General features: G+C 50.2%; 18 protein-coding genes and 1 tRNA gene. 8 read left to right on the top strand and 11 right to left on the bottom strand.

Annotated features, from left to right (window positions below; all coding sequences use genetic code 11):
• Positions 1 to 1,015 precede the first annotated feature (1,015 nt).
• The 5 genes from ACKFKF_RS21780 (at position 1,016) to ACKFKF_RS21800 (ending at position 12,533) form a co-directional block, all read left to right on the top strand.
• Positions 1,016 to 3,538: a beta strand repeat-containing protein gene (locus tag ACKFKF_RS21780; protein WP_446869655.1), complete on the top strand. Its 2,523-nt coding sequence runs from the start codon at positions 1,016 to 1,018 to the stop codon at positions 3,536 to 3,538.
• Positions 3,539 to 3,627: 89 nt separating this feature from the next.
• On the top strand, positions 3,628 to 4,191 hold the full coding sequence (locus ACKFKF_RS21785) for a hypothetical protein (RefSeq protein ID WP_446869656.1): 564 nt from the start codon (positions 3,628 to 3,630) through the stop codon (positions 4,189 to 4,191).
• A gap of 178 nt (positions 4,192 to 4,369) precedes the next feature.
• Positions 4,370 to 5,818: a hypothetical protein gene (locus tag ACKFKF_RS21790; RefSeq protein ID WP_446869657.1), complete on the top strand. Its 1,449-nt coding sequence runs from the start codon at positions 4,370 to 4,372 to the stop codon at positions 5,816 to 5,818.
• On the top strand, positions 5,815 to 9,378 hold the full coding sequence (locus tag ACKFKF_RS21795) for a TonB-dependent receptor (protein WP_446869658.1): 3,564 nt from the start codon (positions 5,815 to 5,817) through the stop codon (positions 9,376 to 9,378). The genes ACKFKF_RS21790 and ACKFKF_RS21795 overlap by 4 nt, the downstream gene beginning before the upstream one ends.
• The gene (locus tag ACKFKF_RS21800; protein WP_446869659.1) at positions 9,375 to 12,533 is read left to right on the top strand and encodes a beta strand repeat-containing protein; all 3,159 of its coding nucleotides are present in this window, start codon (positions 9,375 to 9,377) and stop codon (positions 12,531 to 12,533) included. The genes ACKFKF_RS21795 and ACKFKF_RS21800 overlap by 4 nt, the downstream gene beginning before the upstream one ends.
• A 157-nt stretch (positions 12,534 to 12,690) precedes the next feature.
• Here the strand turns inward: ACKFKF_RS21800 and ACKFKF_RS21805 are convergent.
• The 4 genes from ACKFKF_RS21805 to ACKFKF_RS21820 all read right to left on the bottom strand — a co-directional run bounded on the left by ACKFKF_RS21805 (position 12,691) and on the right by ACKFKF_RS21820 (position 14,148).
• Positions 12,691 to 12,764: transfer RNA gene (locus ACKFKF_RS21805), tRNA-Pro, on the bottom strand.
• Between the two features lie 47 nt (positions 12,765 to 12,811).
• A complete protein-coding gene (locus tag ACKFKF_RS21810) occupies positions 12,812 to 13,177 on the bottom strand; it encodes a DUF1818 family protein (RefSeq protein WP_446869660.1) in 366 nt (121 codons plus the stop codon).
• Entirely contained in the window at positions 13,177 to 13,767 is a 591-nt protein-coding gene (locus ACKFKF_RS21815) for a hypothetical protein (protein WP_446869661.1), read from the bottom strand. The genes ACKFKF_RS21810 and ACKFKF_RS21815 overlap by 1 nt, the downstream gene beginning before the upstream one ends.
• A 135-nt stretch (positions 13,768 to 13,902) precedes the next feature.
• Entirely contained in the window at positions 13,903 to 14,148 is a 246-nt protein-coding gene (locus tag ACKFKF_RS21820) for a DNA-directed RNA polymerase subunit omega (RefSeq protein WP_446859692.1), read from the bottom strand.
• Positions 14,149 to 14,321: 173 nt separating this feature from the next.
• Here ACKFKF_RS21820 and ACKFKF_RS21825 point away from each other — a divergent pair, with 173 nt between their 5' ends.
• Together ACKFKF_RS21825 and rdgB are read left to right on the top strand one after the other, a co-directional pair.
• Positions 14,322 to 15,014, top strand: a complete 693-nt coding sequence (locus ACKFKF_RS21825; protein WP_446869662.1) for a GDSL-type esterase/lipase family protein — start codon at positions 14,322 to 14,324, stop codon at positions 15,012 to 15,014.
• 20 nt (positions 15,015 to 15,034) lie between these two features.
• Positions 15,035 to 15,610 (top strand): RdgB/HAM1 family non-canonical purine NTP pyrophosphatase, encoded by a 576-nt coding sequence (gene rdgB / locus ACKFKF_RS21830; protein WP_446869663.1) that lies wholly within the window; start codon positions 15,035 to 15,037, stop codon positions 15,608 to 15,610.
• Positions 15,611 to 15,707: 97 nt separating this feature from the next.
• Here rdgB and ybaK read toward each other — a convergent pair whose 3' ends face one another.
• The 7 genes from ybaK to ACKFKF_RS21865 all read right to left on the bottom strand — a co-directional run bounded on the left by ybaK (position 15,708) and on the right by ACKFKF_RS21865 (position 22,614).
• The gene (gene ybaK, locus ACKFKF_RS21835; protein ID WP_446869664.1) at positions 15,708 to 16,184 is read right to left on the bottom strand and encodes a Cys-tRNA(Pro) deacylase; all 477 of its coding nucleotides are present in this window, start codon (positions 16,182 to 16,184) and stop codon (positions 15,708 to 15,710) included.
• A 366-nt stretch (positions 16,185 to 16,550) separates the two neighbouring features.
• Positions 16,551 to 18,518 (bottom strand): alkaline phosphatase, encoded by a 1,968-nt coding sequence (locus ACKFKF_RS21840; RefSeq protein WP_446869665.1) that lies wholly within the window; start codon positions 18,516 to 18,518, stop codon positions 16,551 to 16,553.
• A gap of 264 nt (positions 18,519 to 18,782) precedes the next feature.
• The gene (locus ACKFKF_RS21845; protein ID WP_446869666.1) at positions 18,783 to 19,022 is read right to left on the bottom strand and encodes a hypothetical protein; all 240 of its coding nucleotides are present in this window, start codon (positions 19,020 to 19,022) and stop codon (positions 18,783 to 18,785) included.
• A gap of 64 nt (positions 19,023 to 19,086) precedes the next feature.
• A complete protein-coding gene (locus tag ACKFKF_RS21850; protein ID WP_446869667.1) occupies positions 19,087 to 19,518 on the bottom strand; it encodes a hypothetical protein in 432 nt (143 codons plus the stop codon).
• A gap of 61 nt (positions 19,519 to 19,579) precedes the next feature.
• Positions 19,580 to 20,500: a cation diffusion facilitator family transporter gene (locus tag ACKFKF_RS21855; protein ID WP_446869668.1), complete on the bottom strand. Its 921-nt coding sequence runs from the start codon at positions 20,498 to 20,500 to the stop codon at positions 19,580 to 19,582.
• Between the two features lie 494 nt (positions 20,501 to 20,994).
• Positions 20,995 to 21,687 carry a hypothetical protein gene (locus ACKFKF_RS21860; protein WP_446869669.1) on the bottom strand — a complete coding sequence of 231 codons (693 nt, stop codon included), beginning with the start codon at positions 21,685 to 21,687 and terminating at the stop codon, positions 20,995 to 20,997.
• A gap of 420 nt (positions 21,688 to 22,107) precedes the next feature.
• Entirely contained in the window at positions 22,108 to 22,614 is a 507-nt protein-coding gene (locus ACKFKF_RS21865) for a cyclic nucleotide-binding domain-containing protein (protein WP_446869670.1), read from the bottom strand.
• 223 nt (positions 22,615 to 22,837) lie between these two features.
• Here ACKFKF_RS21865 and ACKFKF_RS21870 point away from each other — a divergent pair, with 223 nt between their 5' ends.
• On the top strand, positions 22,838 to 25,990 hold the full coding sequence (locus ACKFKF_RS21870; RefSeq protein WP_446869671.1) for an AAA family ATPase: 3,153 nt from the start codon (positions 22,838 to 22,840) through the stop codon (positions 25,988 to 25,990).
• Positions 25,991 to 26,064: the final 74 nt, after the last annotated feature.

Raw genomic sequence — 26,064 nt, forward strand, 5'->3', positions numbered from 1 at the left:
TAGGGGGCTGAAGCCGAGTGAAACGAAGCGAGTCACTCTCATCGAACTGACGTTCACTTAAATCTATTCACTTAACAACCGTGGGCAGTGCCAACGAGTTCTTTAATTTTTTGGGGACAAGTCTTCACCAGCGCTAGTCTAATTTATCGGCGTTAGATTCAAAAGGTTAAAACTTAGATTTATTCAACCGCCATCATTGTGCGCCATCATTGTGTTTGTACGTCTGGTGAACTGTTTGAACGGTCTGAGCGATTGTTCGGCACGCCTTAAATCTTTTACCGATCTGCCTGGTTTTCACAAGACTGTCACAATCTTTGCTTACCTTACAAGAACAAGCCTGATTGTAAAAGTGTACAAGCTTAACGATCGCGGCTAAAGCTCGCTTGACAGGATTCGTACAAATCGGTCGATCAAAATTGCTCTCAGTTGTTGCCCTTGATGTTGACTTGTGGCGCGATCGCGACCCTCTATTCTGGTGAAGCTTTCAAACCAATTAGTCAACACGCTGAAGCTTTTGCCGCCCTTATCTTTCCTGAGAAGCCGTTTGCTTAAGTAGCCTCGCTATCAAGTAGATAACTTGTATTTCTAGCTTACTTTATTGAGTTAGAGAGCCTAGAAGCTTGAGGTTTTTAGCTTTGTTTTCTTGGTTACTTATCTCAAGAAATACGGGCTGAGAATAGTTACCTTCATTAATAGTTACTGTTGGTTACTAAGCCTTAATGTAGAACATCGCCCCTACATAAATGCAGCAGAAAATTAGAGAGTTTATAACCTGATGTTTGACTCTCAAAGGATTAGGGAAGCATAATCTTAATCCCAAAAGACAAGATTCTCTCAATCAGTATTTTCACACCACCTGTGAATTTGAGGAATCATTTTTTGAGCAAAATTCCGCTTCTAACGCCTATTAGAATCTGAACCTCAACTCTCACAGGTTGAATCTACAAAACCTGTTGTTATTCATTCAGCAGCAGCGTCTCTCTTGTTTGCTTGTTACTACCCAAAGCTACCCGAAATGAACACCTGTCCGCCTTCTCGCTTTCGACATCTCCTAGCAGCAACTCTGGCGATCGGAAGCACTTTGCAATTCGTTTTTCCAGCCTTAGCGCAAAGTACGGCCGCCGGAACTGCCATCAGAAACACCGCAACTGGGACATTTTCAGACGGAACGACAACCTACAATACGACTTCTAACGAAGTGACGATCGAGGTTTCAGAAATTGCTGGCATTACACTAACGGCTCAAACCCCCAGTGTTCCTAATCCCAACGCAGGCGATACGCTATTTGTTGATTTCGTGGTCACCAACACAGGTAACGACCCGACTCAATTCTCTATTCCTGGCACCGCCACGCTCTCTAACACCACAGCCTTTGCTCAAAACGGACAGATTCAAATTATTGCTGTCAACGGCACCCCGCTAGGAACTCCGGTCAATGTGCCGAATGGGGGAGATTCGACCGCTAACTTGTTGGCAAATCCAACGATTCCAGCCAACCCTGGTACAGGCACCACCGGAACCGTCACCATTCGCGTTCCCATTCAGGTACTCGCCTCCGCAACCGCAGGCAGCTTATTAACTGTGTCATTGGGTAACACAACTCCTGTTAATGGACAGAACACCGATCGCACAGGCAACATCAGCGCAGCAGACATCTTCACGGTTGATAACGCTAATGGATTGGGGGGCGAAACCAATGCAACGCCTCCTACAAATGGAACGCGAGAAGCAATGGCAACCAGTAGCACAATTACTGTGGCAGCCAGATTGCAGGCGTTTGCGGCCGTTCTCAAAGCGATCGGGGGCTACAGCAACAACAGCACACCCAACAACCTCACAGATGACACGCTGACCTATCGACTATCTTTGAAGGTTGATAACCCAACGCCGCTCCCTACTGGACTGGTTGCTTCTGACCTTTATGGCACGCTACTCAACGTCAACAACAGCACCGCGACTCCTTACGTTCTCGTCTCTGATGCGATTCCGACGGGGTTACAACTAGGTACAACGGCCTCCATTACCGCTCCGCCAAGCTGGACTCCCGTTTACACCCAAGATCCGCTGACGACAAGCGCCTTGAGTGCAAGATGGAGTACAACTCGCCCAACCGCAGGAGCCGCCATTACTCGGATCGGCTTCATCTACGACACAACCACCACGCCGCTTTCAAAAGGGACAACTGGTGTAGGCAATACGATTTCTGGCTTTACCTTCACAATGACACCGATCGCAGGCTTCACAGGCGGTCAGGTGGCTAACATTGCACAGGTCTTTGGGCAATCTCAACCGGGAACCATCGCCCCTGGAACGGCTACCCAGATTGTTTACGACGAGTCAGGTGACCAGACGACCAACAACGGGTTAGTCGGAAACAATCCCGATTCGACTTCGGGAGGCGCAGGCGCAAACGATGGCGGCATTACAGATGGGGTCGCTAATCCAACTGCGGATGGAACTGATCCGGGTGCCGGTAACGATCCGTCCAACACAGGCAACACCAACCAGGGCCCTGATACAGGAACCAACGCAGGCACCAAACTTTTGGGCGGTGAAGACACTGTGTTTACGATCGCCGCGACTCCCCTAAATGGCCCAAGTGGTCAACCTGCTGCGATTGGGCCAACGGATACCAATGATGACTTTACTAACAGGTCGATCGTCATTCCTCCTAACACGCCACCTAATCAAGCGATCGATGCCGATCCATTCACCTTCAACAACACGGTGCAAAACACAAGCGGCAGTTCTCAAGCGATTTCATTATTGCCAACTCCGCCTGCAACACCGACAGCCCTGCCTGATAATACCAAGGTGACGATTACTGATCCAGCGACGGGCACCAGCGCAACCTACAACTACACCTCAGCAGGCGGTTTCATCTTTGAATCAGGCACGGGCGGTACGAGTGCGACGGTTCCCGTGAGAATCACGGTTCCAGGAGGAGACACGGCTCCTTATCAGGCGATCGTTGACCTACCATCGGCTCCTCAACTGACTGGGTTCCCAGTTCCGATCACTGCTTTTGTGGATACGAATAATGATGGTAGTCCGGTGAATGATCCGAGCAACATTACCCTCGATCGTCTCTACACCAACTATGTAAGCCTGGTCAAAGAAGCTCGAATTCTAGAAGCCAACGGTGCTGCTGTATCGGGTGCAGCAGGAAGCTTCACCACTGTGCAGACAGATCTGAGCGCAGCAGCCACTCCCGGCAGAATCATCGAATACCGCATTACTTACAGAAACATCTCAACCAGCGGGGGTACCAATAACGTCACGCTGCCTGCAAACAATCTGGTGATTGTTGAAAGTGGAGTACCGACCGCCAACAATACGAGCAATTGGTTTGGCATCACGATCGATCCAGCCTTTCCAACAACGGGTGGGGTCGGTTCCGCGTTAGATGCGAATGGAACGATCGCGGTCACGACGAGTGGCACTCCGGCAGACATTCAAGAGTACCGAAACACCGTTTTAAGTGTTCCTCCGGGTGCTGCGGCGGGGACATTTATCTTTCAGCGAAAGATCAAGTAAGTCTGGGGGGATTGTTCTTTTCAAACATCTGAGAGGTAATCCCTTCCACCATTTCATTGTTCAAGCGAGTGTTTACAAAAGGATTGGTCATGAAGAAGTATTGGTTACTTAGTGCAAGTGCAGCACTAGTCGTTTCGGTATTGCCGATTAATGGTTCGCCTGCGATCGCTCAGATTTTTAATGCAGGTTCGACGATCGCTCAAAACGTACTCCGTCAGCCCAAGGTTAACTTGAATCTGGTGGCAGATCAGAAGGTTGTCAAAAAAGATGCTCAGGGCAAAGAAATGACAAGCTGGCGACCTGTCGATGGTAAAGTCAAAGCCAAGTCAGGGGATGTGTTTCGCTTTACGGTGACAGGCGAAAATGAAGGGACTCGCGAAGCTAAGAACTTTGTGATTACACAGCCAGTACCCAAAGGAACCGTTTATGAACTAAGCACAGCGACGGTTGCTCAAGGGATTACAGCCACCTACAGCATTGATCAAGGCAAGACTTTTGTGGTGCGTCCAATGGTCAAAGTGACGCTGCCCGGCGGCAAGGTCGAAGAGCGTCCTGCTCCAGCTACAGCTTACACTCACGTGCGCTGGTCGATCGCTCAAGATCTCTCTCCCAATGCAAGCGTGGCGGCTGCTTATCAAGTCAAAGTTCGCTAGTAGCTGGGCTAAGAATTGAGTGTTGGACGATTTTTGGTTGTAGCGCGATCGTCCAATGCTCAATAAGAAAATAAGCGTTCTCAATCAATTCTTTCTACCAGAAAACAAGCATCAACAGTCCTTCTGGTCATTGTGTTAGCTAATCATCGCATCTGTTTTATACCCGGTTTGGCTTCCCATGTTTTTTCACCACAAACGATGTCGTCCACTGGCGGCGTTTCTTTTAGCCAGTCTGCTGTTTCAGTCGATCGCTGACGCAAAAACAACCATTCTCAACACAGCTTCCTATTCGTTTCAGGATGCTGCTAAAAACACGGTTGAAGGCATTACTAATCAACTCAAACAAGAGCTAGTTGATCCCTTTGGGCGCATTCGTGGCTGTGGTGGAGAAGTCTTACCAGACTATGCAGGGTTTAGTGTGGGGCTATATGACGCGAGTGCAGATGATACCCCGATCGCGCTTGTTTCGATCCCCAGAACAGGGGCAGGAACCAGCTTTACAGGCTTACAACCCAATGTTCAAAACAGTAATCCTTTCTTTCTAGCGAATGATGAGCCAAAAGGCGGCTTTAACTTCTTTCTCAATCGCAGCACAGGTCAACTAGAAGTCGGGAAACGATACATTCTGATTGTCAATCCGCCTGCTGGGTCAAGACGCTATAGCCAACGCCAAATTCGAGTGGTGATTACTGCACAAGATGACATTGCGAACACAGTGTCTTATACGGCGACTGCTCTAGATGGTCGAGGCATTAGTTTAGACGGCGATCCAGCTTCTTTTTCGACGACCGTTCCAGTTAATGATGCAGCCGGGACGGGGCTAGTTTTGTCTGCTGTGAGTCTATTGGATCAGCCGATTTGTGTGGGAGTCGCGCAGCCCGTTCAGATTATCAAGACTGCCGATCGCGCCGCCGCCGAACCTGGAGATACCGTGATCTATCGATTGAGCGTGCGGAACTTAAATACAGTAGCCGCAAATCAAATGGAGATTACCGATGTGTTACCGATCGGGTTCTCTTTCTTACCCAGAAGTGTTCGCGGTGAGATTGGTGGCATCGTTGTTCCGGTTACTGCAACGCACAATGGCTCAAATATTACCTTTAAGTTTGACGGCAGCATTTCTCCAGATGGAGTTTTGAATGTTGCTTATGCAGTTCAACTCAGTCCCGACTCTGTTCGTGGATCAGGTGAAAATATCGCAAGTGTTAGCGTTCGTCGATCCGACACCAACGCGATTCTCAGAGATGGCCCCTCCAAGTATCGAATTCGGATTCGTCCTGGCATTGTCTCAGATTGCGGAACCATCATCGGACGAGTCTTTGAAGACAAAAACTTTGACGGCGAACAGCAACCTGGTGAACCTGGAATTCCTAACGCAGTCGTCTTTTTGGATGACGGTACTCGAATCACAACCGATGTCAATGGACTGTTTTCTGTCGCCAATGTTCTAGCTGGACATCGCACAGGTGTTTTGGATCTGAGCAGCGTTCCTGGCTACACCTTTGCTCCCAATCTTTACTTCAAAGAGCGCAACAGCCAATCGCGTCTGGTGCGTCTTGAACCGAGTGGTCTAGTCCGCATGAATTTCGCCGTCACGCCCGCAGCTTCGGAGGCAGGCAAACCATGAATCGTAATTACAAATATCTCACTGCTTGTTTGAAGACGCTGGGCATTACGGCTGAGACGATCAGCCTGGTACTGTTGGCAACTTTATGTCATCGTGCCATTGCAACTCCTGTAGAAACAGCCTTGTTGTCTACTCAGCCGAGCATTAAAGCCTCTGCACAACCTTCGACTGGAATCATTCCAACGCAGTCTTTGATTGCTCAGTCTACTCCCGTTCCTGCGGCTCCCACTCAGACAACTGTTTCAGGAATTAGCATTGTTTCACCACTGCCCAATGCGATCGTAGATGTACCAGCCACATCAGTCATTCTCAAGTTTCCAAGCGATCAGAAAGTTGAACTTAGAGTTAATGGTAATGTCGTGAGTTCTTCGCTCATCGGACGCACCGAAACCGACAAAGCGACTAAACAAATCACTCAAACCTGGTATGGTGTTCCGTTGCAGGATGGCAACAATACCATCGCAGTTCAATTATTTGCCAATAGTCAGGTTGAACAAACTGCATCCATACAAGTACAAGTGCGAGGAACTGCAAAGCAACTAACTCTGAAGACCGCAGAAACTCGCGTACCCGCAGACGGACGATCAACCATCACCCTTTTGGGACAACTGCTCGACGCACAAGGCAACCGCTCGAATCGAGACGCGATCGTGACCCTCAAACCCACCGCAGGCGAATTTGTCGAACCTGATGTCAGTCCTGATCAACCCGGCTATCAAGTCAAAGCCATTCAAGGAGAGTTTAGAGCCACCCTGCGATCGAGTATTCAAGCCCAAACGGTACGAATTCAAGCAAAACTAGAGGACTTAGAAGCCTTTACTCAAGTGCAGTTTGAAACTGATTTGAGATCGTCGATCGTCACAGGTTCAATTAACTTACGGTTGGGCAGACGGGGCACTGATTTTTATCGCGGCTTTCGAGACTTTTTGCCGCCCGATGGAGACAATCGTTATGGCTTATCGACGAGCGGGGCAGTGTTTGCGACGGGACGAGTAGGAGACTGGTTAGTTACTGGTGCATACAACAGCGATCGTGCCCTTAATGAAACCTGTGATGGAACGTCCAGATTATTTCGAGACCAGCAGTTCTGTGATCAGAACTATCCCGTCTATGGTGATAGCTCAAAGGTTGATATTCTGACTCCCTCAACAGACAGTGTGTACTTCAAAATTGAACGCACTTCCCCCACCTCAAACGGCATTGATTCCTTTATGTGGGGCGACTACAACACCGAGGAGTTTGCAACTCGATCGCAGCAGTTTAGCGCAACTAGCCGTCAGCTTCATGGCTTTAAGGGCAACTACAACATTGGCAAGCTACAACTCAGTGCTTTCTACGGCAACAATGTGCAAGGCTTTCAGCGAGATACGATCGCGCCTGATGGGACAAGTGGCTTCTACTTCTTATCTCGACGGTTGGTGATTGGCGGCAGTGAAAATGTCTTTCTAGAAGTCGAAGAGTTGAACCGTCCGGGCACTGTACTAGAACGCAAGCCACTGGTACGGGGGACAGACTACGACATTGATTACGATCGCGGCACGCTGTTATTCAAACAACCAATTTTGAGAACGGATGTTGATCAAGCGGGGCAGGTTCTTGTTCGTCGGATTGTTACAACCTACCAGTACGAAAATCAGCAGGGCGACAAGAGCAATATCTATGCAGGTCGCGCTCGCTATCACTTCTCAAACACACCCGGACAAGAAAGCTGGATTGGCGCAACTTATCTGAGAGAAAATCAAGGCGTTCGTGATTTTGAACTATATGGCACCGATGCACTATTCTCGTTTGCCAACGGCAGTGTGATTGCAGAATATGCTCACTCTAGCAATCGATCGGATGTTCTTGGTCTAGTGAGTGGTTCAGCTTACCGCATCGAAGCCAACGCCAAAATTACTAATAGCATTGATGCGCGGGCCTACTACCGCAAAACAGATACTGGCTTTGCCAACGATGCAACAGTGAGCTTTGTTCCGGGTCAGACCCGCTATGGAGCGGAAGTCACGGGCAGTGTTTCGCCGACTACAAAGTTACGAGTGCAGTACGATCGCGAAGACAATGTAGGCGTTGCACCGCGACAAATTGATACCTTTCAAGATCTGTTTGCTCCCAGGACAGAAGCGATTCCAGGAACACAGGTTGACAATTCACTAACCACGATCGCTGTCGGAGTTCAACAACGTTTTGGGAGTGCCGATCTGAATGTTGATCTACTCCATCGCCAGCGAGACGATCGCCTTGCTCCCGAATCGAGTGGCTCCTCGGATCAGCTGCGATCGCGCTTTACAATGCCTCTGGCAAAGAACCTGACTTTCCAGGCGCTCAACGAAACTACACTGTCTGCTAATACCGATGCAGTCTACTCCGATCGCACTGCCGTTGGCTTAGATTGGGCACTCATGCCAGGGGTTAATTTGGGCTTGAGTCAACAGTTCTATACCAGGGGACAACTCGCTGGACAATCAATTACCAACCTGGGGATTCGCGGTGAGTATAAGTTTGGCTCAGACACGACCCTATCGGCTCGATATGGCATTATCGGCGGAGCAAGTAGCTGGACAACCCAAGGCGCGATCGGAATCAATCAAGGACTGACGATCGCCCCTGGTTTGAGAATGAATCTGGCTTACGAACATCTGTTTGGTGGCTTCTTTGGTACTACTGGAGTTGGGACACAGTTTGCTCAACCCTTTGCGGTCGGTCAGAGTGCCTCGGCGATCGGCTTGCAGGGAGGAAGTAACTACAGCGTAGGGCTAGAATATACGGGCAGCAAAGACTTTCAGGCGAGTGCCCGCTACGAGCGTCGGACTTCTTCGGGCGGCAGCAATACAGTGATTTCGGCGGCGGCAACCGGAAAGATTTCTCCCTCACTTACAGCACTAGTCCGCTACCAGCAAGCCAACGCGGCGAACCAAACGCTGATTGGACTAGGAAATACCGCAAACCTGAAAGTAGGGTTAGCTTACCGCAATCCCAATGACGACAAGTTCAATGCTCTATTTCGCTACGAGTACCGCAAAAATCCCTCGACGATTCCTGACACAATTTTATTTGGGAGTGGCACTGGCTCCGAAGATCACACGATCGCTTTAGAAGGTCTGTATGCCCCTAATTGGCGCTGGGAATTCTACGGGAAGTACGCCATGCGTCGTAGCTCTACGACTCTTGCCAGCGACCTAGTAGGCACTAGCACGGTTTCTCTCGCCCAACTCAGAGCCACTTATCGTTTGGGTTATAGCTGGGATCTTGTTGGAGAAGCCCGTTGGATTACTCAGCCCAGTGCTGGATTTAGTGAAACAGGCTTTTTGCTAGAGGCAGGCTACTATCTCACGCCCAATCTTAGACTGGCAGCAGGATATAGCTTTGGTCGAGTTAACGATCGCGACTTTGACGGTAGTCGATCGGCAGGCGGCCCTTACCTGGGGCTAACCATCAAACTCAACGAACTATTTAGCGGCTTTGGCTTACAGAAGCCGACTCCAGCCAACCAGCCCAAACCAGAAGCAACCCTTTCAACTGCTCCGGTCAGTCCCCCCAGTGTCCAAGGTGCCACCCCATGAAGCGTAATTTAATCTCTCCTTATGTTGAACGATCGCCGTTCTGGGCGCGATCACTGCGTAGCATTAGTCCCCTCTATGCGGCTACCGTTTTGCTCGTATCACAAAATCTCTGGTTCTTTACCTCCCCCGCAAGGGCGGACAAAATAGGGGGCGGTGGCACCATCTGTGCAGTTCCCGGTAAAGATGGGAGTCCAACTGTGGGGTCGAGTGTAGCCAACACTTACTATCCTGGTGCGGCTGGAGTCACTGCGAGTGCTGGAACCAATAGCATTACCGTAGGAACATCATCAGGATTTAGCAGCCCGATTCAGCCAGGTGACTTGCTACTAGTCATCCAAATGCAAGGTGCAGAGATTAATAGTACCAATACGGGTGCCTATGGGGATGGTGACTCTAGCAACAATGGCTCGACAGGGCTGCCAAACTTTCCAACAGATGGCACTGTCAATGGCAACACGGCGACCAACTTCACTGCCGGAAACTTTGAGTACGTTGTGGCAACTAACACTGTTGCAACTAGCGGCGGCACAATTACCCTCAGTTCTTCTCTAGTAAATAGCTATGTGAATGCTGATAATACGGGTGGAAGTAGCCAGGGGCAAAAGCGATTTCAGGTAGTTCGAGTGCCACAGTATGCAAACCTGACCGTGAGTGGCACGATCGCAGCAACTCCCTGGAATGGATCAACGGGCGGTGTGGTAGCGATCGATGTGGTGGGTAGCACGACCTTTACAGGTGCAGGCCAAATTAATGTAGATGGGCAAGGCTTTCGAGGCGGCGGCGGTCGTCAGTTGGGAGGAGGCGCTGGCGCAAACACAGATGTTGTTTCCCTTTCTACTATCAACAACAACGCCTCTAAGGGGGAGGGAGTCGCCGGGACACCCAGATACCTATTTAACCCCACTACGAATGCCTTAATCACTAACACGCAAGAAGGCTATCCCAATGGAAGCTATGGTCGTGGTGCCCCCGGAAACGCTGGCGGCGGCGGTACAGACGGGAGACCCAGCGCTAACGATGAAAACGCTGGCGGCGGTGGCGGTAGCAATGGCGGTTCAGGTGGTAGAGGTGGCAGAACTTGGAATAGCGTCTTGCCCTACGGGGGCGCAGGAGGTGCCCCTTTCTCAGTAGCATCTGCCCGTCGGTTGATTTTGGGTGGGGGTGGCGGGGCTGGCACCACAAACAACGGGACTGGGACTCCTGGCGCTGGATTAGCCAGTAGTGGTGCCCCTGGGGGGGGAATAGTTCTGCTGCGGACAGGAACGATCGCTGGGACAGGAACGATCAGTGCCAAAGGTGCCACTCCAGCCCCCATTCCTGCCAATGACGCAAGTGGTGGGGGCGGAGCGGGGGGTAGTGTTCTCGTTATTTCGCAAACGGGAAGTTCAACTGGTCTCAGTATTAATGTAAGCGGTGGCAGAGGGGGCACTAACACAGGGGGCGGCGCTCCTCATGGGCCCGGTGGGGGCGGTTCTGGTGGGGTCGTTCTCTTTAGCCCTGGCGCAACCACGAATGTGAGCGGGGGGGCAGCCGGAACGACTAACAATGATGCCACCAACTTTGGGGGAGCAACCGCAGGGGATGGAGTGACTGCTCCAATTTCAGTGACTCCCGCAGATGCCACAACAAGCATTTCAGGAGCAAGCTGTATCATCTCTGCCGCTAAGTCAACCTCAACTCCCGGGCCGATGGTCGCACCCGGAACAGCAACCTACACCATTACTGCCAGCAATCCCACGGGAACAAATCGATCGACCGCTGAGAACGTCGTGATTGCGGATTCAGGGTTGCCCACTGGGTTTACCAACAGTTCAGCCACGGTGACTCCCGTTTATTCAGGAGGAGCGACCGGCCCAGCAACCGTGACAACCGGAGGAACTGCTTCTCAGCCCTCCTGGTCAGGGTTCAAGATTCCACCAGGCGGCAATGTTGCTATTACGTTCACCGTTAACATTGCCAACGGCACCACTTCTGGAACTTACAACAACAGTGCCACGGCAGCCGCACAGTACAGCAATACAAGCGCAAATGTCACCAGTGCGCCGACAGGCAGCGCCGCAGTCACTTCGACATACAACGGTACATCACCTGCAAATACAGCAGAAGATGTGACGATCGTACCCGTTAGCCCTCTGCAAGTCGATAAGACAGTCGCTCTAGCGGCAGATAGCGACAACTCAAGCGGCACGACACCCGGTGATATTTTGGAGTACACGGTGGCGGTCAGAAATACTAGCACTACCACCTCAGTCAATAACGTGATTTTGAGTGATCCGCTTCCCACCAACACCGCTTATGTTCCTAGTTCCTTACAAATTACTGCTGGAGCAAATACGGGAAACAAAACCGATGCGGTCACAGACGATCAAGCTGAGATTAATGGCTCTCAGATTGTTTTCCGATTAGGTACAGGGGCAACGAGTTCGGCAGGTGGGAGTTTAGGAACGACGGCTGCCAACAATACAACCACTGTTAAATTCCGCGTTAAAATTAATGACCCATTGCCAGCAGGAACAACTCAACTCTTAAACCAGGCAGTTGTCTCTAGTACGGGTTTTGCCAATGCGCCCAGTAACGACCCTGGCACTCCGGCCCCTAACGATCCGACGCTAACTCCGATTCGCCCTCGGCTGCGTCTGGTCAAACGAATTACGGGTATCAAAAAGGAGGGTAGCGCGACTGTGACTGCGATCGGGGGATACAACAACTTAGCCACCGATAATAACGATAACCCTGGTGTAAATTGGCCGGGCGGCAGCAACACTTACCTTCTAGGAGCTATTAACGGCACACAAATCCCGACCCCGAATCCAGGTGCCCCTGCTCCCAAAGACGAAGTGGAGTACACCATTTACTTTTTATCCGACAGCACGATCAATGCAAACAATGTCAACCTTTGTGACTTTGTGCCCGCTAAACAAACCTTAGTTCCTGGAACGATCCAACTTAACTTTGGCGGGACTACCACTGCTGTTACTGAAGGTTCTGGTGCTGGCCCAGGAAGTGGGTTTTACACGGCTACATTCCCTGTTGATTGTACGGGCATCAACAGTGGGCGCGGTGCAGTCCGAATCCAAGTCGGAACCGTCACCAACGCAACCAGTACGCCGTCAACCTCTTATGGCTTCTTTCGATTCCGAGCTAAGGTCGATTAAGCGACTAAAAGTGAATGTTTTGGTACAACGGTAGCAATTGGTGGAAGGTTGCAAGGGGCGACCGACGGCGACATACCCCAGCTACCAACTATTGCTTGAGCGCGCAACCCTGATCCAAAAACGACAAAGGCCAGTACAATGACTGGCCTCTATCTGATCGGAGCGACACGATTTGAACGTGCGACCCCCACTACCCCAAAGTGGTGCGCTACCAAGCTGCGCTACGCCCCGAACTTGCTTAACCAGCATAACATAATGTGCCCTGTTCGACCAAATCTTCAGAAAACTTGCAGAGCTTGCAGCGCCTCCAGTAATTTTGGAACCACGGCCTCAGTCCAAAAGCCTTCACCACGCCGCCCAGACCGCAAAATCAGACGCAGACTGTAGGCGTGAGGATAGCCTTCTGCTTCGAGCCACAGGAGGTCGCTTTCGGCTTCACAGGCGATCGTTTCTTCGTCCATTAGTTCTCCTGCCATTTGAAGCATGGTGCGGCTCAGTTGGTCGGCTAATCGGATGACATCAGACAGTTCGGACTCTGTTAGCTCGATCGCCCAGTCGTCTCCTCCGATCAGTCCCCGAAATTCTGGAGCGTCTGCATCCCATCCCAGCCGCCAGCCAGCGCCACTTTTGAGTAACCGTCCCATCAGGGCAATAGTAACCGGGCACCCCCTGTCTGAGGCGAAGCGGCCGGAGTCGGGGTCGGTTGGGGTTTGGCAACTGGTTTGGCAACAGAGGGCGCGATCGGTTGACTGGCGGACGGATTAAAAACGTTGACTAGCGCCTGAACCAGAGCATTTCGCTGTCTCCGAGTGAGGCGACTAATGGCAGCCCGATCGCTCTCCAATGGATTTTTTCGCAAATTGTCAAAGCCTGGATAGCTCGATTCCAGCATCGGCTCATTAATGCCCAGATAATCGCCCAGCGTCAGCTTCCAGTCGAGACGATAGACAAGGGGACGGCCTTTTATATATTGGTGATAGCGCACCATGCGACTGACGAGCGTGTTGTTGGGGTCAGGTTTGCCCGTCTCGCGGTTGATGTATTGATTTTCGAGCGGTAGGTCTGGTAACTGCTGATAAACCTTTGACCAGGCATCTTGGACTCTGGATCTCGTCGTCGTGGGCGTAGAAGGTTCGGCAGCGATCGTTCCTCCAGTCAGCAAGCCAATCAGCCCGATCGTGCCCACAATCAGCCCAAATCGTCTTGTGCGTCGTTTATCAAATTGGTTGCTCATGCGAGTCGATCGTGTCCGTTGGATTCGGTTAACGAATTTGAAGAGAAAGGTTTCTCCAAGAAAAAACCCAAGAAAAAGAAGCGTTGAAGGAGAAGATAGGGATGCGCCAAACACCCCCGATCTCCTTAGAATGCGCTACTCACCAATGATTTCGGGTTGGGTTAGCTCATCTGACATCTCAACGATCGCCCGCATCACTGGCTTCATCATCGGGTCGTCTCCGCTATCAAAATCTTCAAAACGGCGGCGTTTGGCGCGATTGGCAACCTGGACAGTGATCCGATAGCGGTTGGAGGCAGCGTTAATCAACTCATCGGCGCGGCGCATCAGTTGAGTTGTGTCAAAGGTAGGACGCTTGTGTAAGGAGCCAGATTTTGCCATAAATGTTGCCTTGGGTAAGTGGTCGAGGGCGTAAGTCTGTAAACGGATCGCGAATGATGCTGTTTTGAGATAGGGTTGTTGTAAAGATTTGAAAATCTTCGCCTTTGAATGCTAAATTTTCAGTCTAGCCCCCTTCTATTAATAGCGTAGACCATTCAAGATTATACGGTTTCATGCAAACGATCGACCCGCCCTCTGTTGGATTAGATGCTCGTCCCACTCCCCCGTCGCTGAGGCTGTTAGCGCTAGGAGATAGCCTGGTTTATGGATTTGGCGATCCGGTGGGGGGCGGCTGGGTTGAGCGACTTCGCAGACAGTGGATGACTCCGGGTGGCCCCAATCATGCGCTTTACAATTTGGGAGTGCGGGGAGATGGCGTTCGGCAGGTGGCGCGACGGCTTGAAGCTGAGTTTCACAATCGAGGCGAACTGCGGAATCGAGTTCCAGATTTGATTATTCTCTCGGTGGGCGTGAATGATTCTCCTCGATTAGCCAGACTGGATGGCAAAAACTTGACCGAGTTTGAGGGCTTTGAGATGGGGATCGCTGATTTGCTCGATCGTTCTCAACGGCTTTGTCCAGTGATTTTTGTGGGCATGGTGCCTGTCAATCAAGCCAAAATGCCGTTTCTCAACTGTCTCTACTACAATCATGTTGACCAACATCGCTACAAAGAAGCCACACGGCTAGCCTGCGAAAAGCGACAGATTCCTTATCTCGACTTGTTTGATTTGTGGATGTCGCGAGGGATAGATTGGTGTCAGACGCAGTTGACCGAAGATGGGCTGCATCCTAACGTAATGGGCTATCAAACGCTGCTGCAAGATCTTTTAGGTTGGCAGGCGCTGCGGGATTGGATTGGGTGATTGGGGTTTTGGGGTTGAATATGACGAAATTAGTGGTAGCGACGGGCAATCCTGGCAAGCTGCGAGAAATGCAGGCGTATCTGGTCGGGCTGGATTGGGAATTGATGCTCAAGCCAGATGAGTTGGATATTGAAGAAACGGGGACAACCTTTGCTGAAAATGCTGCGCTCAAAGCGTCTCAGGTTGCCAAGGCGTTGGGGGAATGGTCGATCGCTGATGATTCCGGTTTAGCCGTCGATGCGCTGAATGGGGCACCCGGATTGTATTCTGCACGCTATGGGACGACTGATGCCAATCGAATTGACCGACTGCTGAGAGAATTGGGCAATTGTTCCGATCGCAAGGCTCAGTTTGTCTGTGCGATCGCATTGGCTCGACCGGATGGCACGATCGCCCTGCAAGCGGAAGGCATTTGTCCCGGTGAAATTTTGACGCAGCCGCGAGGAGAAGGCGGGTTTGGGTATGATCCGATTTTTTATGTGCCTGAGCAAGGAATGACGTTTTCAGAAATGCCGCCCGAAGTAAAACACAAGGTCAGTCACCGGGGCAGAGCGTTCGAGATCTTGTTGCCTGAACTGAGGAAGATTAAGCCTTGAAGATAATGTGAATTCGACGAGTTTTTTCGCTTCGATGTTTAGCGCTTCTGCCCCCCAACCCCCCAATTCTGGGGGACTTTGAAGTAAGATTTTCGGCTCAGAGTTTGTCTTGTGAAATCATGCCGACAACGGCTTTGACAGCGCGAAGATAATCACTGGGATGCAACAAAATTTGTGTTCCTCGAATGCCAGCAGAGATCGAAACGAGATCAAAAATTTCAATGAGTTCGTCTACATAAACGGGATAGTCTTTTTTGCAAGCTAGAGCCGTCACGCCGCCGCGAATGTAGCCTGTAAGAGGTTGGACTTCCTTAAGCGAAACGGTTTCTACTTTACGATCGCCCGACAGTTGCGCCAGTGCTTTGAGATCCAGTTGGGTGTTGCCTGGAATGACGGCTAAGAGGATTCCGGTGCGATCGCCTCTAGCTACCAATGTTTTAAACACTTGTTCGGGGGGCAATCCGATTTTTTGAGCGACGCTTTCGGCGGCTAGATCATCAGGGTCAACGTCGTAGTCGCGCAGGTCGTAATGGATGCCAAGATTGTCCAAAATGCGGACGGCGTTTGTCTTCATCCGGTTTCTCAATGTTTCAAAGGCTTTCTCAATATGAGAACTTTAGCAGTTTCAAAGATTCGTTTGGAAGGATGATTTGTAGGGCAGACTTTGGACTTTAGACGTTGGATTTTTGGCGTTGCTGATTGGAGGGATGACTCTGTGGGAAGTGTCCGTCTTTTCGCCCCCTAAATCCCCCAAATTGGGGGACTTTGAACCTTGGGGTTCCTGCGGCTTTGGGGCAGTTCAGCCCACGATTTAGCAATGCCGGATTTGAAACTTGCCCTGTCTCTAGTCCAGAGTTCTTGTGTTCGGTGCAAAAAAAGCCCGATCGCACTGAGTCGATCGAGCTTCTAGAAGGTATCCAGACTGTGAATCACATCGTAACTAGGACTTTAATGCAGCTAACATTGCTTTATAGATGTGTGACTGATCAACTGCCCCCGGTACACCAGGAATCTGGTAAGTCTTAGCAGTGCCTCCCGGTGGTCTGTCTACAAACTCAACATTGCTTCCAACATAATCGAGCAGCTTGAAGGTGTCGCCCTGGAAGTAAACAGGCACCAATCGGTTGCTGTGGTTGCCCCAGCCATACTTGATAGCCGGATCAGAACCCCAGAAGTGACCCGCTTCGGCTGGCGTGTTTTTATTGAAGGTCAACGCTTCTGCACCGTTGGCTTTGACCAATTCAGCATAGTTGTCGTTGAGTGTCAGATAGTGGTCGTGGTCAGCCGTGACAATCAGAACGTTTTTCTTCCAGCCGCCGTTTTTGCTCACCCAGTTGGTTACTTCTTTCACCGCATTGTCAAAAGAGGTCATCGTCCCAATTAGGTTATCTAGATTGTTGTCGTGGGCAGCCCAATCAATGTCGCCGCCTTCAACCATCAGCCAAAAACCATCTTTGTCCTTACCCAACACTTCTAAAGCGGCTCTCGTCATTTGGGCCAGCGTCGGATTTGCCCGGACTTCTTTCGCAATGAACTGCTCATTGGTTTCAGCGATCGCCGTTGCCAAAGGACGCACTGTATCAGGTTTGGGAATCTGAGTGCCGTTGTTAATAGGGGTTCCCGTCGCATTGGTCGGAGCCGCAGCCGTCGAGTAAACCGAGAAGTTAGACAACCCCGTTAGGCTGTAGTCACCATTAGCGGACAGCGTGGGAATATTGCCATCTTGACCACGGGCCCCAAATAAACCTAAGAGACGATCGCCCTGATTGGGATCAAGCTTCTTCGCCGTTTCGAGCAAGGTTTTGCCACCCAGTCTAATTTGGCCCGATCGGGTTGTTGTGGTAACTCTGGTATCCCGTTCGACAAAGGTGTAGCCATAGCGATTATTAGTCGGCTTGTCGCGCAGTTCTTCATAGGTAGACTGCTTGATGTATTCAAAGCCCTTGGGAGTGACAGTGCTGGCTGCCGTGGTGTTGAGAAAGTCGAGCGGGTGTCCACCTCCCAGCAAAACAGTGGGCAGGTAACCCTGGTCTTCACGCAGCGCTTCTTGCAAAATGTTGTCTAAAGCCGGGAAGTCAGCATCGTATTTGTTGCGACGGTTAACACTTGAAGCAGCCGCACCAGGAGTCGCATGGGTAATCGGAACTGAAGTAACCAGTCCAGTTGATTTGCCCAATTCTCGTGCGGTTTGCAGAATGGTTTTATCGGCTTGCTCGTAGATATCGACTGACATGGCGTTGTTGTAGCTCTTAACCCCGGTGTACAAGGTCGAAGCAGTGTTGGCCGAGTCAGGATAGCTGCACTTGATGTACTCAGGATCGGTGCCTTGAGGAACCGCCGGAGACAGAGGAATCCAGGGAGTTGGGCCGCCTTTGGCGATTTCGTAGCCGACAATGTTGCCTTTTCCGGGGTCGCCTCCGTTGCGGCAGGGTTGGTTGGCGGTGGCGGTCAAGTCGCGAGCGGGGGTGCCGGGGTTGATTGCCGGATTAAATTGGAACCCTGGACGAATGGGACTCTGCCCCGTAATCGGATTGGAGTTATCTAGCGCCGAGTTGCCCGTTGAAGATGTGACTGCGCCTGTGGTGGCATTAGTCGCGTCGATCGTCGTTCCATAGGTCGTCGTGTAGGTGTAGCCCTTTAGCTTTTGAAAGTTCAGCCCTTGCCCCTTTCCTGCTTTGTAAAGGGTGCCTGTTTTCGCAGCCGCAGCCGCCCGTGCCATGTTCCAGCCCATCCCATCACCGATCATGATGATGACATTAACTCCGTTTCCTTCGGCCAGGGCAGGAGGTGTGCTGAGGGGAGAAAAGGTGACATTTAGGAGACAGAAAAGGCAGGCGAGAAAGAGAGAAAACGATCGCTTCGAGCTACCCACAAGGAGTAGGGTGATGCTGTCAAAAAAACGAATCATGGTTTATTCCTTCGCAACAAAGTCCGGCTTTTTGGCACAAAAAATCTGTGGAACTCAGCTTGGAGCGAATCCCGGTTGGATTTGAGAAGGGGTGACAGAAATTTTTGGCGTTGCTGATTGGAGGGATGACTCTGTGGGAAGTGTCCATCTTTTCGCCCCCTAAATCCCCCAAAAATGGGGGACTTTGAACCTTGGGGTTCCCGCCGCTTGGGGGCAATTCATCCCCTGATTCAGCAACGCCAGATTTTTTACTACGCCTGTCTTCTACTGATAGAAGTTAGGGGCCCGATGGCTGTCAATGACTTCTTGAGCAAACTGGTTGACTGGGGCAGAAAATTGGGGCTGTGCAGTGTGGACGGAAGGCTCAACCCCTTGCGGGTAAATCGAAGAGGTCGCCGTTGCGACTTGAGACAAAGACCACACGGCTGTGATGAGTGCTACGCAAAAACCCGCCAGAAAGAGAGTCAGCCAACGCACAGATTTATGGAACGGTAAACGCATCATGCAAAGATCCTGAATTTAAGGTAAACACTAAAACGAACGCTAAACAAAAACTAGAAAGAACGGCTCATCGATTGTCGTAAAAGTTTGGCTCGTTTTCTGATACCGGAACCGGGGGCGTAAACGCAGCGACTTGAGTGGTATCGGGCGATCGATCAAAGCCGAGTAATGTGGTAGATCCTCCAAAATAACGCGCCCATTGCTGAACGCTTGAACGGGTTTGCCAATCCTGCCGAGAGACGCTGACAGACAGCAGCGGGGCGATCTGACCTTCCCGTTCTCCCAGGACTTTGAGCGAGACTTTGGTCGTCGTCGGATCGGCAAAGCTTTGATTGATCAGGTCGGTGGCGATCGTGTCTGCCTGCTTCATCAAGGTTGCAAAATCGCCGCTTTCCGCGTTGAGTAAGCGTTCAATTTGACGGCTTTCGGCACGAGCGGGAGCCGCCATTGATCCAATCAAGAGGGCTGAAATCACCCAATTTTGCAGACGTAAACCCATAATTTGTCTTTGGGATGAATAGATGAGCAGGGTTTCAGAGGTTCTGTCAATAGAGTAATCTCTAACTTGATGAACTCCGTGTTTTCCTGAAGACATGCTCTGTTAAGCTTTGATGAAGCAATGGATGAAAGCCCGTTTCAGCTTGCGTTTCATCTCCCTTAAGTTGGAGAATAGTCTCCTGAATTTGATAGGTTTTTTGAAGGTGAGTTTGTATCTTTTGTAGTAAGCGATCGCGTTCTCCACTCTCCAAGGCTTTCTCAACTCGAATCTGAGCCACCAGCGCCACCTGATCGGCCGTAATGCTCCAGATTCGCAGCGCTTCGACTTGTTGGACGGATTCAAAGGTCAGCAAAGTGGCTTCGATTTCGGTGGGATCGATCGACGCGGGCGCGTATTCTAGAAGAATTTCCAGACTTTGCTTAATCAACGGTAAGGCACTCAAACTCGTCAGAGCAGCGACCATCAAACTAGCCGTCGTGTCCATCCACATCCAATGCCAGAAGTAGATCGTCAAACTCGCCACAATCACGCCCGCCGAACTAGCCGCATCCGCCACCACATGCAAAAAAGCGGCTTTGAGATTGAGATCATCTTGACTGCGCTGATAGAGCAAAAGAATATTCAAACTGTTGACCAATAACCCAATCCCGGCTCCCAGCAGCATCGGCAAGCCCAAAACGGTCTGCGGTAAGTTAAATCGTTCCCAACTTTCCCAGGTGACAAAGGCAGCGATCGCCAGCAGTCCCAAGCCATTGAGTAAGGCGGCGAGAATCTCAACTCGTTGGTGTCCAAAAGTGGCGCGATCGCTCGCAGGACGCTGTGCTAACCAGGCGGCTCCCAAAGTCATGCTCAGGGCGGTTACATCGGCTAAAAGGTGCCCCGCATCAGCCAGTAAAGAGAGGCTATGGCTCCAGGTGCCGATCGCTAATTCAGTTGCAAACAGGCTGGCTAAAAGGACTAACGCAATTGAAATCACCTGCATCTTTTGACCAGATGAATCGTTTGAATGCAGTAGGCCACAGAAGCAAGGACGCAATTTAGGAAGGTTGGTAGACTGTGGCTTAAGGGCGATCGTCATTCAGATTAATTGAGTACAAGGGAGAGGTTAACAATGAATGGAATCTAAAAAGCTTGGAATCAGGTTACTGAATTATTTTCATACATGACTTAAAAAAGTTTGCATCATGAATGTAAACGCCCAGGCGACTCAAAACTTTATAGAGGGCAGCCTTGAGAAAAGTTGTTTTTTAATGAATCTGTGAACAGGTTATCAGCTTTGTAATTAATGAGTCAGTAAGCGAACATTAACGTTGAGTAAAGAACAAATGATTGCTATTAAAAATCGTGACAAACCCCAACTGGAATCGGTCACGATTATGGCTGACTTGAACTTCAGACTTTGGACTCTAGACTAAGCAGCCTTGAAAGTCTTCTATCTTCGGTTCAATGTCTAACGTCTCTGGCTGTCTAACGTCTCTAACGATTCAACGCCAGTGAAGAATTGAGTGTTAGAGAGAGATTATCGGTGCGAGGCTCGACGACGACGACTTCATTGTTTTTGCGTCCGAGTAGCAGTCCGCCCAGGGCACCGGCCCCCGTCCCAATCAGAACTCTACCCAGCGTGATGCGTTTTTTACCCGTCACTCCTGAGATGATTGCTGCCGCACCTGACCCGATCGCCGCTCCCTTCAAAATCGCTCCGGTATCGACACCCTGGCGAATGTTTTCTTTGCGGCTGAGAACATCAGAACGAGCATCGATCGGCAAGCGTGTGCCATCGGTCAAAATTAGCGTTCTGGCGACAAATTGGGAGTTGTTGTTCTCTGCGGGTCGAAATTCACCTTCAACCTGGCTTCCAGCAGGAATGAGTAGCGTTCCAGAAGACGATCGAATGTTGCGGGCGATCGTCAGCGTCATGGGCACTGTTTCGGCTGGCGCGATTACAATTCTTTCGGCTTTGTCATAGACTACGGGGAAGCTGGCACCCGCAGGGATTCTCACACCATAGCTGGGTGAAGTGCGCTGAGACGGGAAGAGTTGTGCAACTTTTTGGGGTGCTTGATTGGCGTTAGCGGCTCCCATCATGATCATGGGGGCGATGCTCGTCGAAGTCACGCCCAAAGTCAGTGCGAGCGCGGTACTTGCTTGAAATTTCTTTAAGTTCAACATGGGTCTGTCCTTCAGGTCGTGTTCTAGTAGCGATGTCTTTATTGACTAGAGAATTTTTAACAAGGTTCCTGAACTTACAAAACCTACCTTTGGACTGAGTGAGCGATCGTGAGCTATCTCTCTAAGGTGAGCCTCCTCAAAAGACATGGAAAAAGACATGGATTCGATGAAATCTTTTGCTACGGTGATTAATCCGGGCAGCCTCCTAAATCCCTCACGAGTCAGGGCCTTTGAAACCGGAATTGCTTTAAAGTCCGTCAGAATGAGGGATTGGGGGCAGAGGCGCTGAACACCGAAGCGAAAAAAATCATTGCATTAACGCTAAAAAGACAGTCTGTTGAATGAGTCCACAGTTTGTTTGAATCACTGCGGTTTTAATTACTTGAGAGCATCTATTCAGTTAGGAACGGCTGCTTTTCGTCACTTTTCTCGCAGGCGTTTGAGCAGCATCGTTAATCGAGCCTGGGCTGTTTGGTTAATCTCGCTGACTTCGGATGCAGATTCTCCAACATCTCCTAATTGGCCGACCGTCGATCGCAACCGATTAGACAAAAACATGGCCATCGCTCGATAAAACCGAGAAGCAAACCCGACATCGAGATTGAGTTTCTCAGCGAGATCAACTTGAGGAATTGCAAAGACTTGTGAAGCTTGGGCGGCTCTCACCGTGGCAGACGGCGGACGAGAATCGACAAACGACATTTCACCGACGATTTCGCCCTGACCGAGACGGGCAATTTCGCGGCCTCCGAGCGCCCCCGTTGAGACCGATAACTCGCCTTCTAGCAAAATGTAGAGCGTGTTGACAGGCTGCCCTTCCTGGATCAAAACCGTTTTGGGAGAAATGGATTGGCGGGTTCCGATCGACACAATCCAATCAATATCAGCATCAATCAACTCACTCAGGATGAATAAGACTTTTTTCATGATTTTTGGTAAGTGCGAGTGTGCATCAAGCCCCAAATCACCCTGAAGTTTGGCAGTTAGCCCATGTTTGATCGAAAGTCCTTTACAGATTAGCCCTTCTAGCGATTAGACTACAATACAGTGCGACTGTACTTTCGTGCATTTGTACTGAATTACGCTCCGCCCTATGGCTGACGTGTTGATTTGAGCAACGAATTTAACGGCTGCCCGCGATCGCATTGTCATGATTCCTCAACAGCTAACTCTCAAGAATTTTTTGAGCTATCGTGCGGCCACGCTTGATTTTAGAGGGCTGCACACGGCTTGCGTTTGTGGGTCAAATGGGGCGGGCAAGTCGTCATTGTTAGAAGCCATTTCTTGGGTGATTTGGGGAGAGAGTCGCGTTGCGCTCGAAGATGATGTGATTCACATCGGCACTAAGGAAGCGCAAGTTGATTTTATTTTTAGCATTCACCAGCAGACTTATCGAGTGATTCGGACGCGACAACGGGGACAGGGTGTCGTGTTGGAGTTTCAAATTGCTCAAGGAGAAAATCGGGCAGAATTGGAACAAACGCGCTTTCGATCGCTCACCGAAAAAGGCATCCGCGCCACTCAGCAGCTAATTTTGGAGCATTTGAAGCTTGATTATGAAACCTTTGTCAACTCTGCTTATTTAAGACAGGGACGCGCCGATGAGTTTATGTTGCGTCGTCCGGCAGAGCGCAAGCAGATTCTCGCTGACTTGCTCAAGCTACAACGATACGATCAGTTGGCAGAGCAAGCCAAAGATAAATCGCGCCAGTTCAAAGGACAAATGGAACTGCTAGAGAGAAATCTGGCGACCAATGAGTCACAGCTACAACGACGAGAAGCGATCGCTCAAGAATGCGCCGAGTTAGAACTCAATCTAGCTCACATGCAACAGCAGCAGATTGCTAAAACAGCCCAATTGCAAACGCTAAAAGCAAGACAACAACAACGCCAAACCTGGCAGCAACAACTAACCTGGCAACAACAGCAACAACGCAATCTCAGCCAAGATTGTCAACGTCTACAACAGGAATTTTCTCAGACCGATCACCAGAAAAAAACGCTGGAGACACTTCTTGGTCAACAAAATCAGATTGTTTTGGGATATCAGCAATGGCAAATGCTGCAATCGCAAGAGGAAATTCTAGCTACCAAGTTTCAGTCTCATCAAGTTGCTCAAACCAAACGCCAAAAATATCAGCAGCAGCAAACTGAAAACCTCAGCGAATTACACAATCGTCAACAGCAAATCCAGGCTCAAGACGCTGCTCTCATTCAACAAACGCAAGAAATTCAGCGGACGTTGAGCAAGGCGGCCGATATCGAAGCGGGAATGGAACAGTTGCGCCAGGCAAGACTTTATCTCAGTCAATTAGATCAACTGCAACTGCAAGCAGCACCTCTAATTCAGCGAAGACAACAGCTACAAAGTCAGGTCGATCGTGCTTCCACTCGCTTGAGTGCCCGTTTGGATGAAGTTCGTTCTTCAGCCTATCAACTCCAAACTCAGCAACAACGTCAGCCTAAACTTCAAAAAGCGGCCGTCGAGATTGCTACTCGCATTGAAGAACTGCAAAAAATCAGACTTTATCAAGAACAAGTCCGTGAGAAAGGATTAGAGCGACGCAGCTTTATGGAACGATTGCAGGCCCACCAGCGCGATCACGAAGCTCAACTTGCCGAACTCGACCAAAAGATTCGCATGTTGAGGCAAGGCGTGTGTGGCGGAGAGAGCTATGAGTTTTCAGCCTTGAATCTTCGAGAAGATCAGAAGGCTGGCTTAGAAAAAAGTTCAGTCACCCTTCAAAACAGACCTAAGATTCAAGAGTCTTATCCACCTTGTCCGCTGTGCGATCGTCCCCTGGATGAGCATCACTGGAATCTCGTTTTAGAAAAACATCAGCAGCAACAGCAAGAAGTTCTCGATCAAATTTGGGTGATTCGAGAGCAACTGGCCGTCTCTGAGCGAGAGATTCAGATTTTGCGGGGAGAGTATCGCGAGCTAGAAGAAAAGCTGACGCAGTACGGCACTGTTTTAGAACGGCGTGGCCAGCTACAGGAACAGCTTCAAGTGACGGCCGATGTGCAAAAAAGTTGGGAACAACTCAACGCTGAGGCCGCACAGCTTGAAGCAAAACTTAAATCAGGTGACTATGCCACCGAGTTTCAAGAAGAATTGCAGCTACTCGATCGCAGTCTTCAACAAATCAACTATGACGAAAAAGATCACGCCCTGGCGCGGGGAGCCATCGATCGCTGGCGTTGGGCAGAAATCAAACAGGCAGAAGTCAAGCAGGCAAAGCGGCGACAGGCTCAAATCGAGGCGCGTCAACCCGAACTCAAATCACAGCTTGCAGACCTTGAGCAACAGATGGAGCGGATCAATCAAGAGACAGCTTTTGGACTGGGCGAGTACGATCGTCAGATTGCCGCGATCGGCTATCACTTAGAACAGCACGATGCTTTGCGTCAAGCCTTGCGTCAGGCACAACCCTGGCAACTCCGCTATCAAGAACTCTGTCAGGCACAGCAGCAATTTCCTCAAGTCGATCAACGGCTCCATGAGCTAGATCAAACCCTTCAGGCTCGGCTGAATGAGCTACAAATCGTCAGTCAACAAATGCGAGAATTGATTCACTGTCTAGAACAGATGCCTGATTGTGCAATCCAAATCCAAACGCTAGAACAACATCTTTTACAACAGCGTCAAGAACTGGATGGTCAGTTGTCTCGATTGGGTCGTCTCCAACAACAACAACAGCAGCAAGAACAACTGAGTACACAGAATTTAGAACTCAAATCTCAATTACAAATCTCCAGACAACAAACGCGAGTGTATCAAGAGTTAGCTCAAGCATTCGGCAAAAATGGAATTCAAGCACTCATGATCGAGAACGTGCTGCCGCAGCTTGAAGCGACGACGAATCAAATTCTCTCTCGGTTGAGTGCCAATCAGCTTCATGTCCAATTTGTCACTCAGCGCGGGCGCAATTCCACCAAGTCTCAACCTTCAAAACTCTCTGAGACACTAGATATTCTGATCGCCGATACCCGTGGGACTCGTGCTTATGAAACGTATTCCGGTGGCGAAGCGTTTCGTGTGAATTTTGCCATCCGATTGGCGTTGGCGAGATTGTTGTCTCAGCGATCAGGCACCGCGTTACAAATGCTAATTGTAGATGAGGGGTTTGGCACTCAGGATCAGGAAGGTTGCGATCGCTTGGTGGCGGCCATTAATGCGATCGCGCCTGATTTTGCCTGCATTCTCACCGTGACTCACATGCCTTATTTCAAAGAAGCCTTTCAAGCTCGAATTGAAGTCACCAAAACTCAAGAAGGCTCTCAAATCATGTTGTGCGTCTAATGTGCGTCTAAATAGAAATGCAATAGAGCTATGAACACGTTATGGAACTCATTTGGAATCTTTTTCTATGTTCT

Source organism: Phormidesmis sp. 146-12, assembly GCF_052939495.1.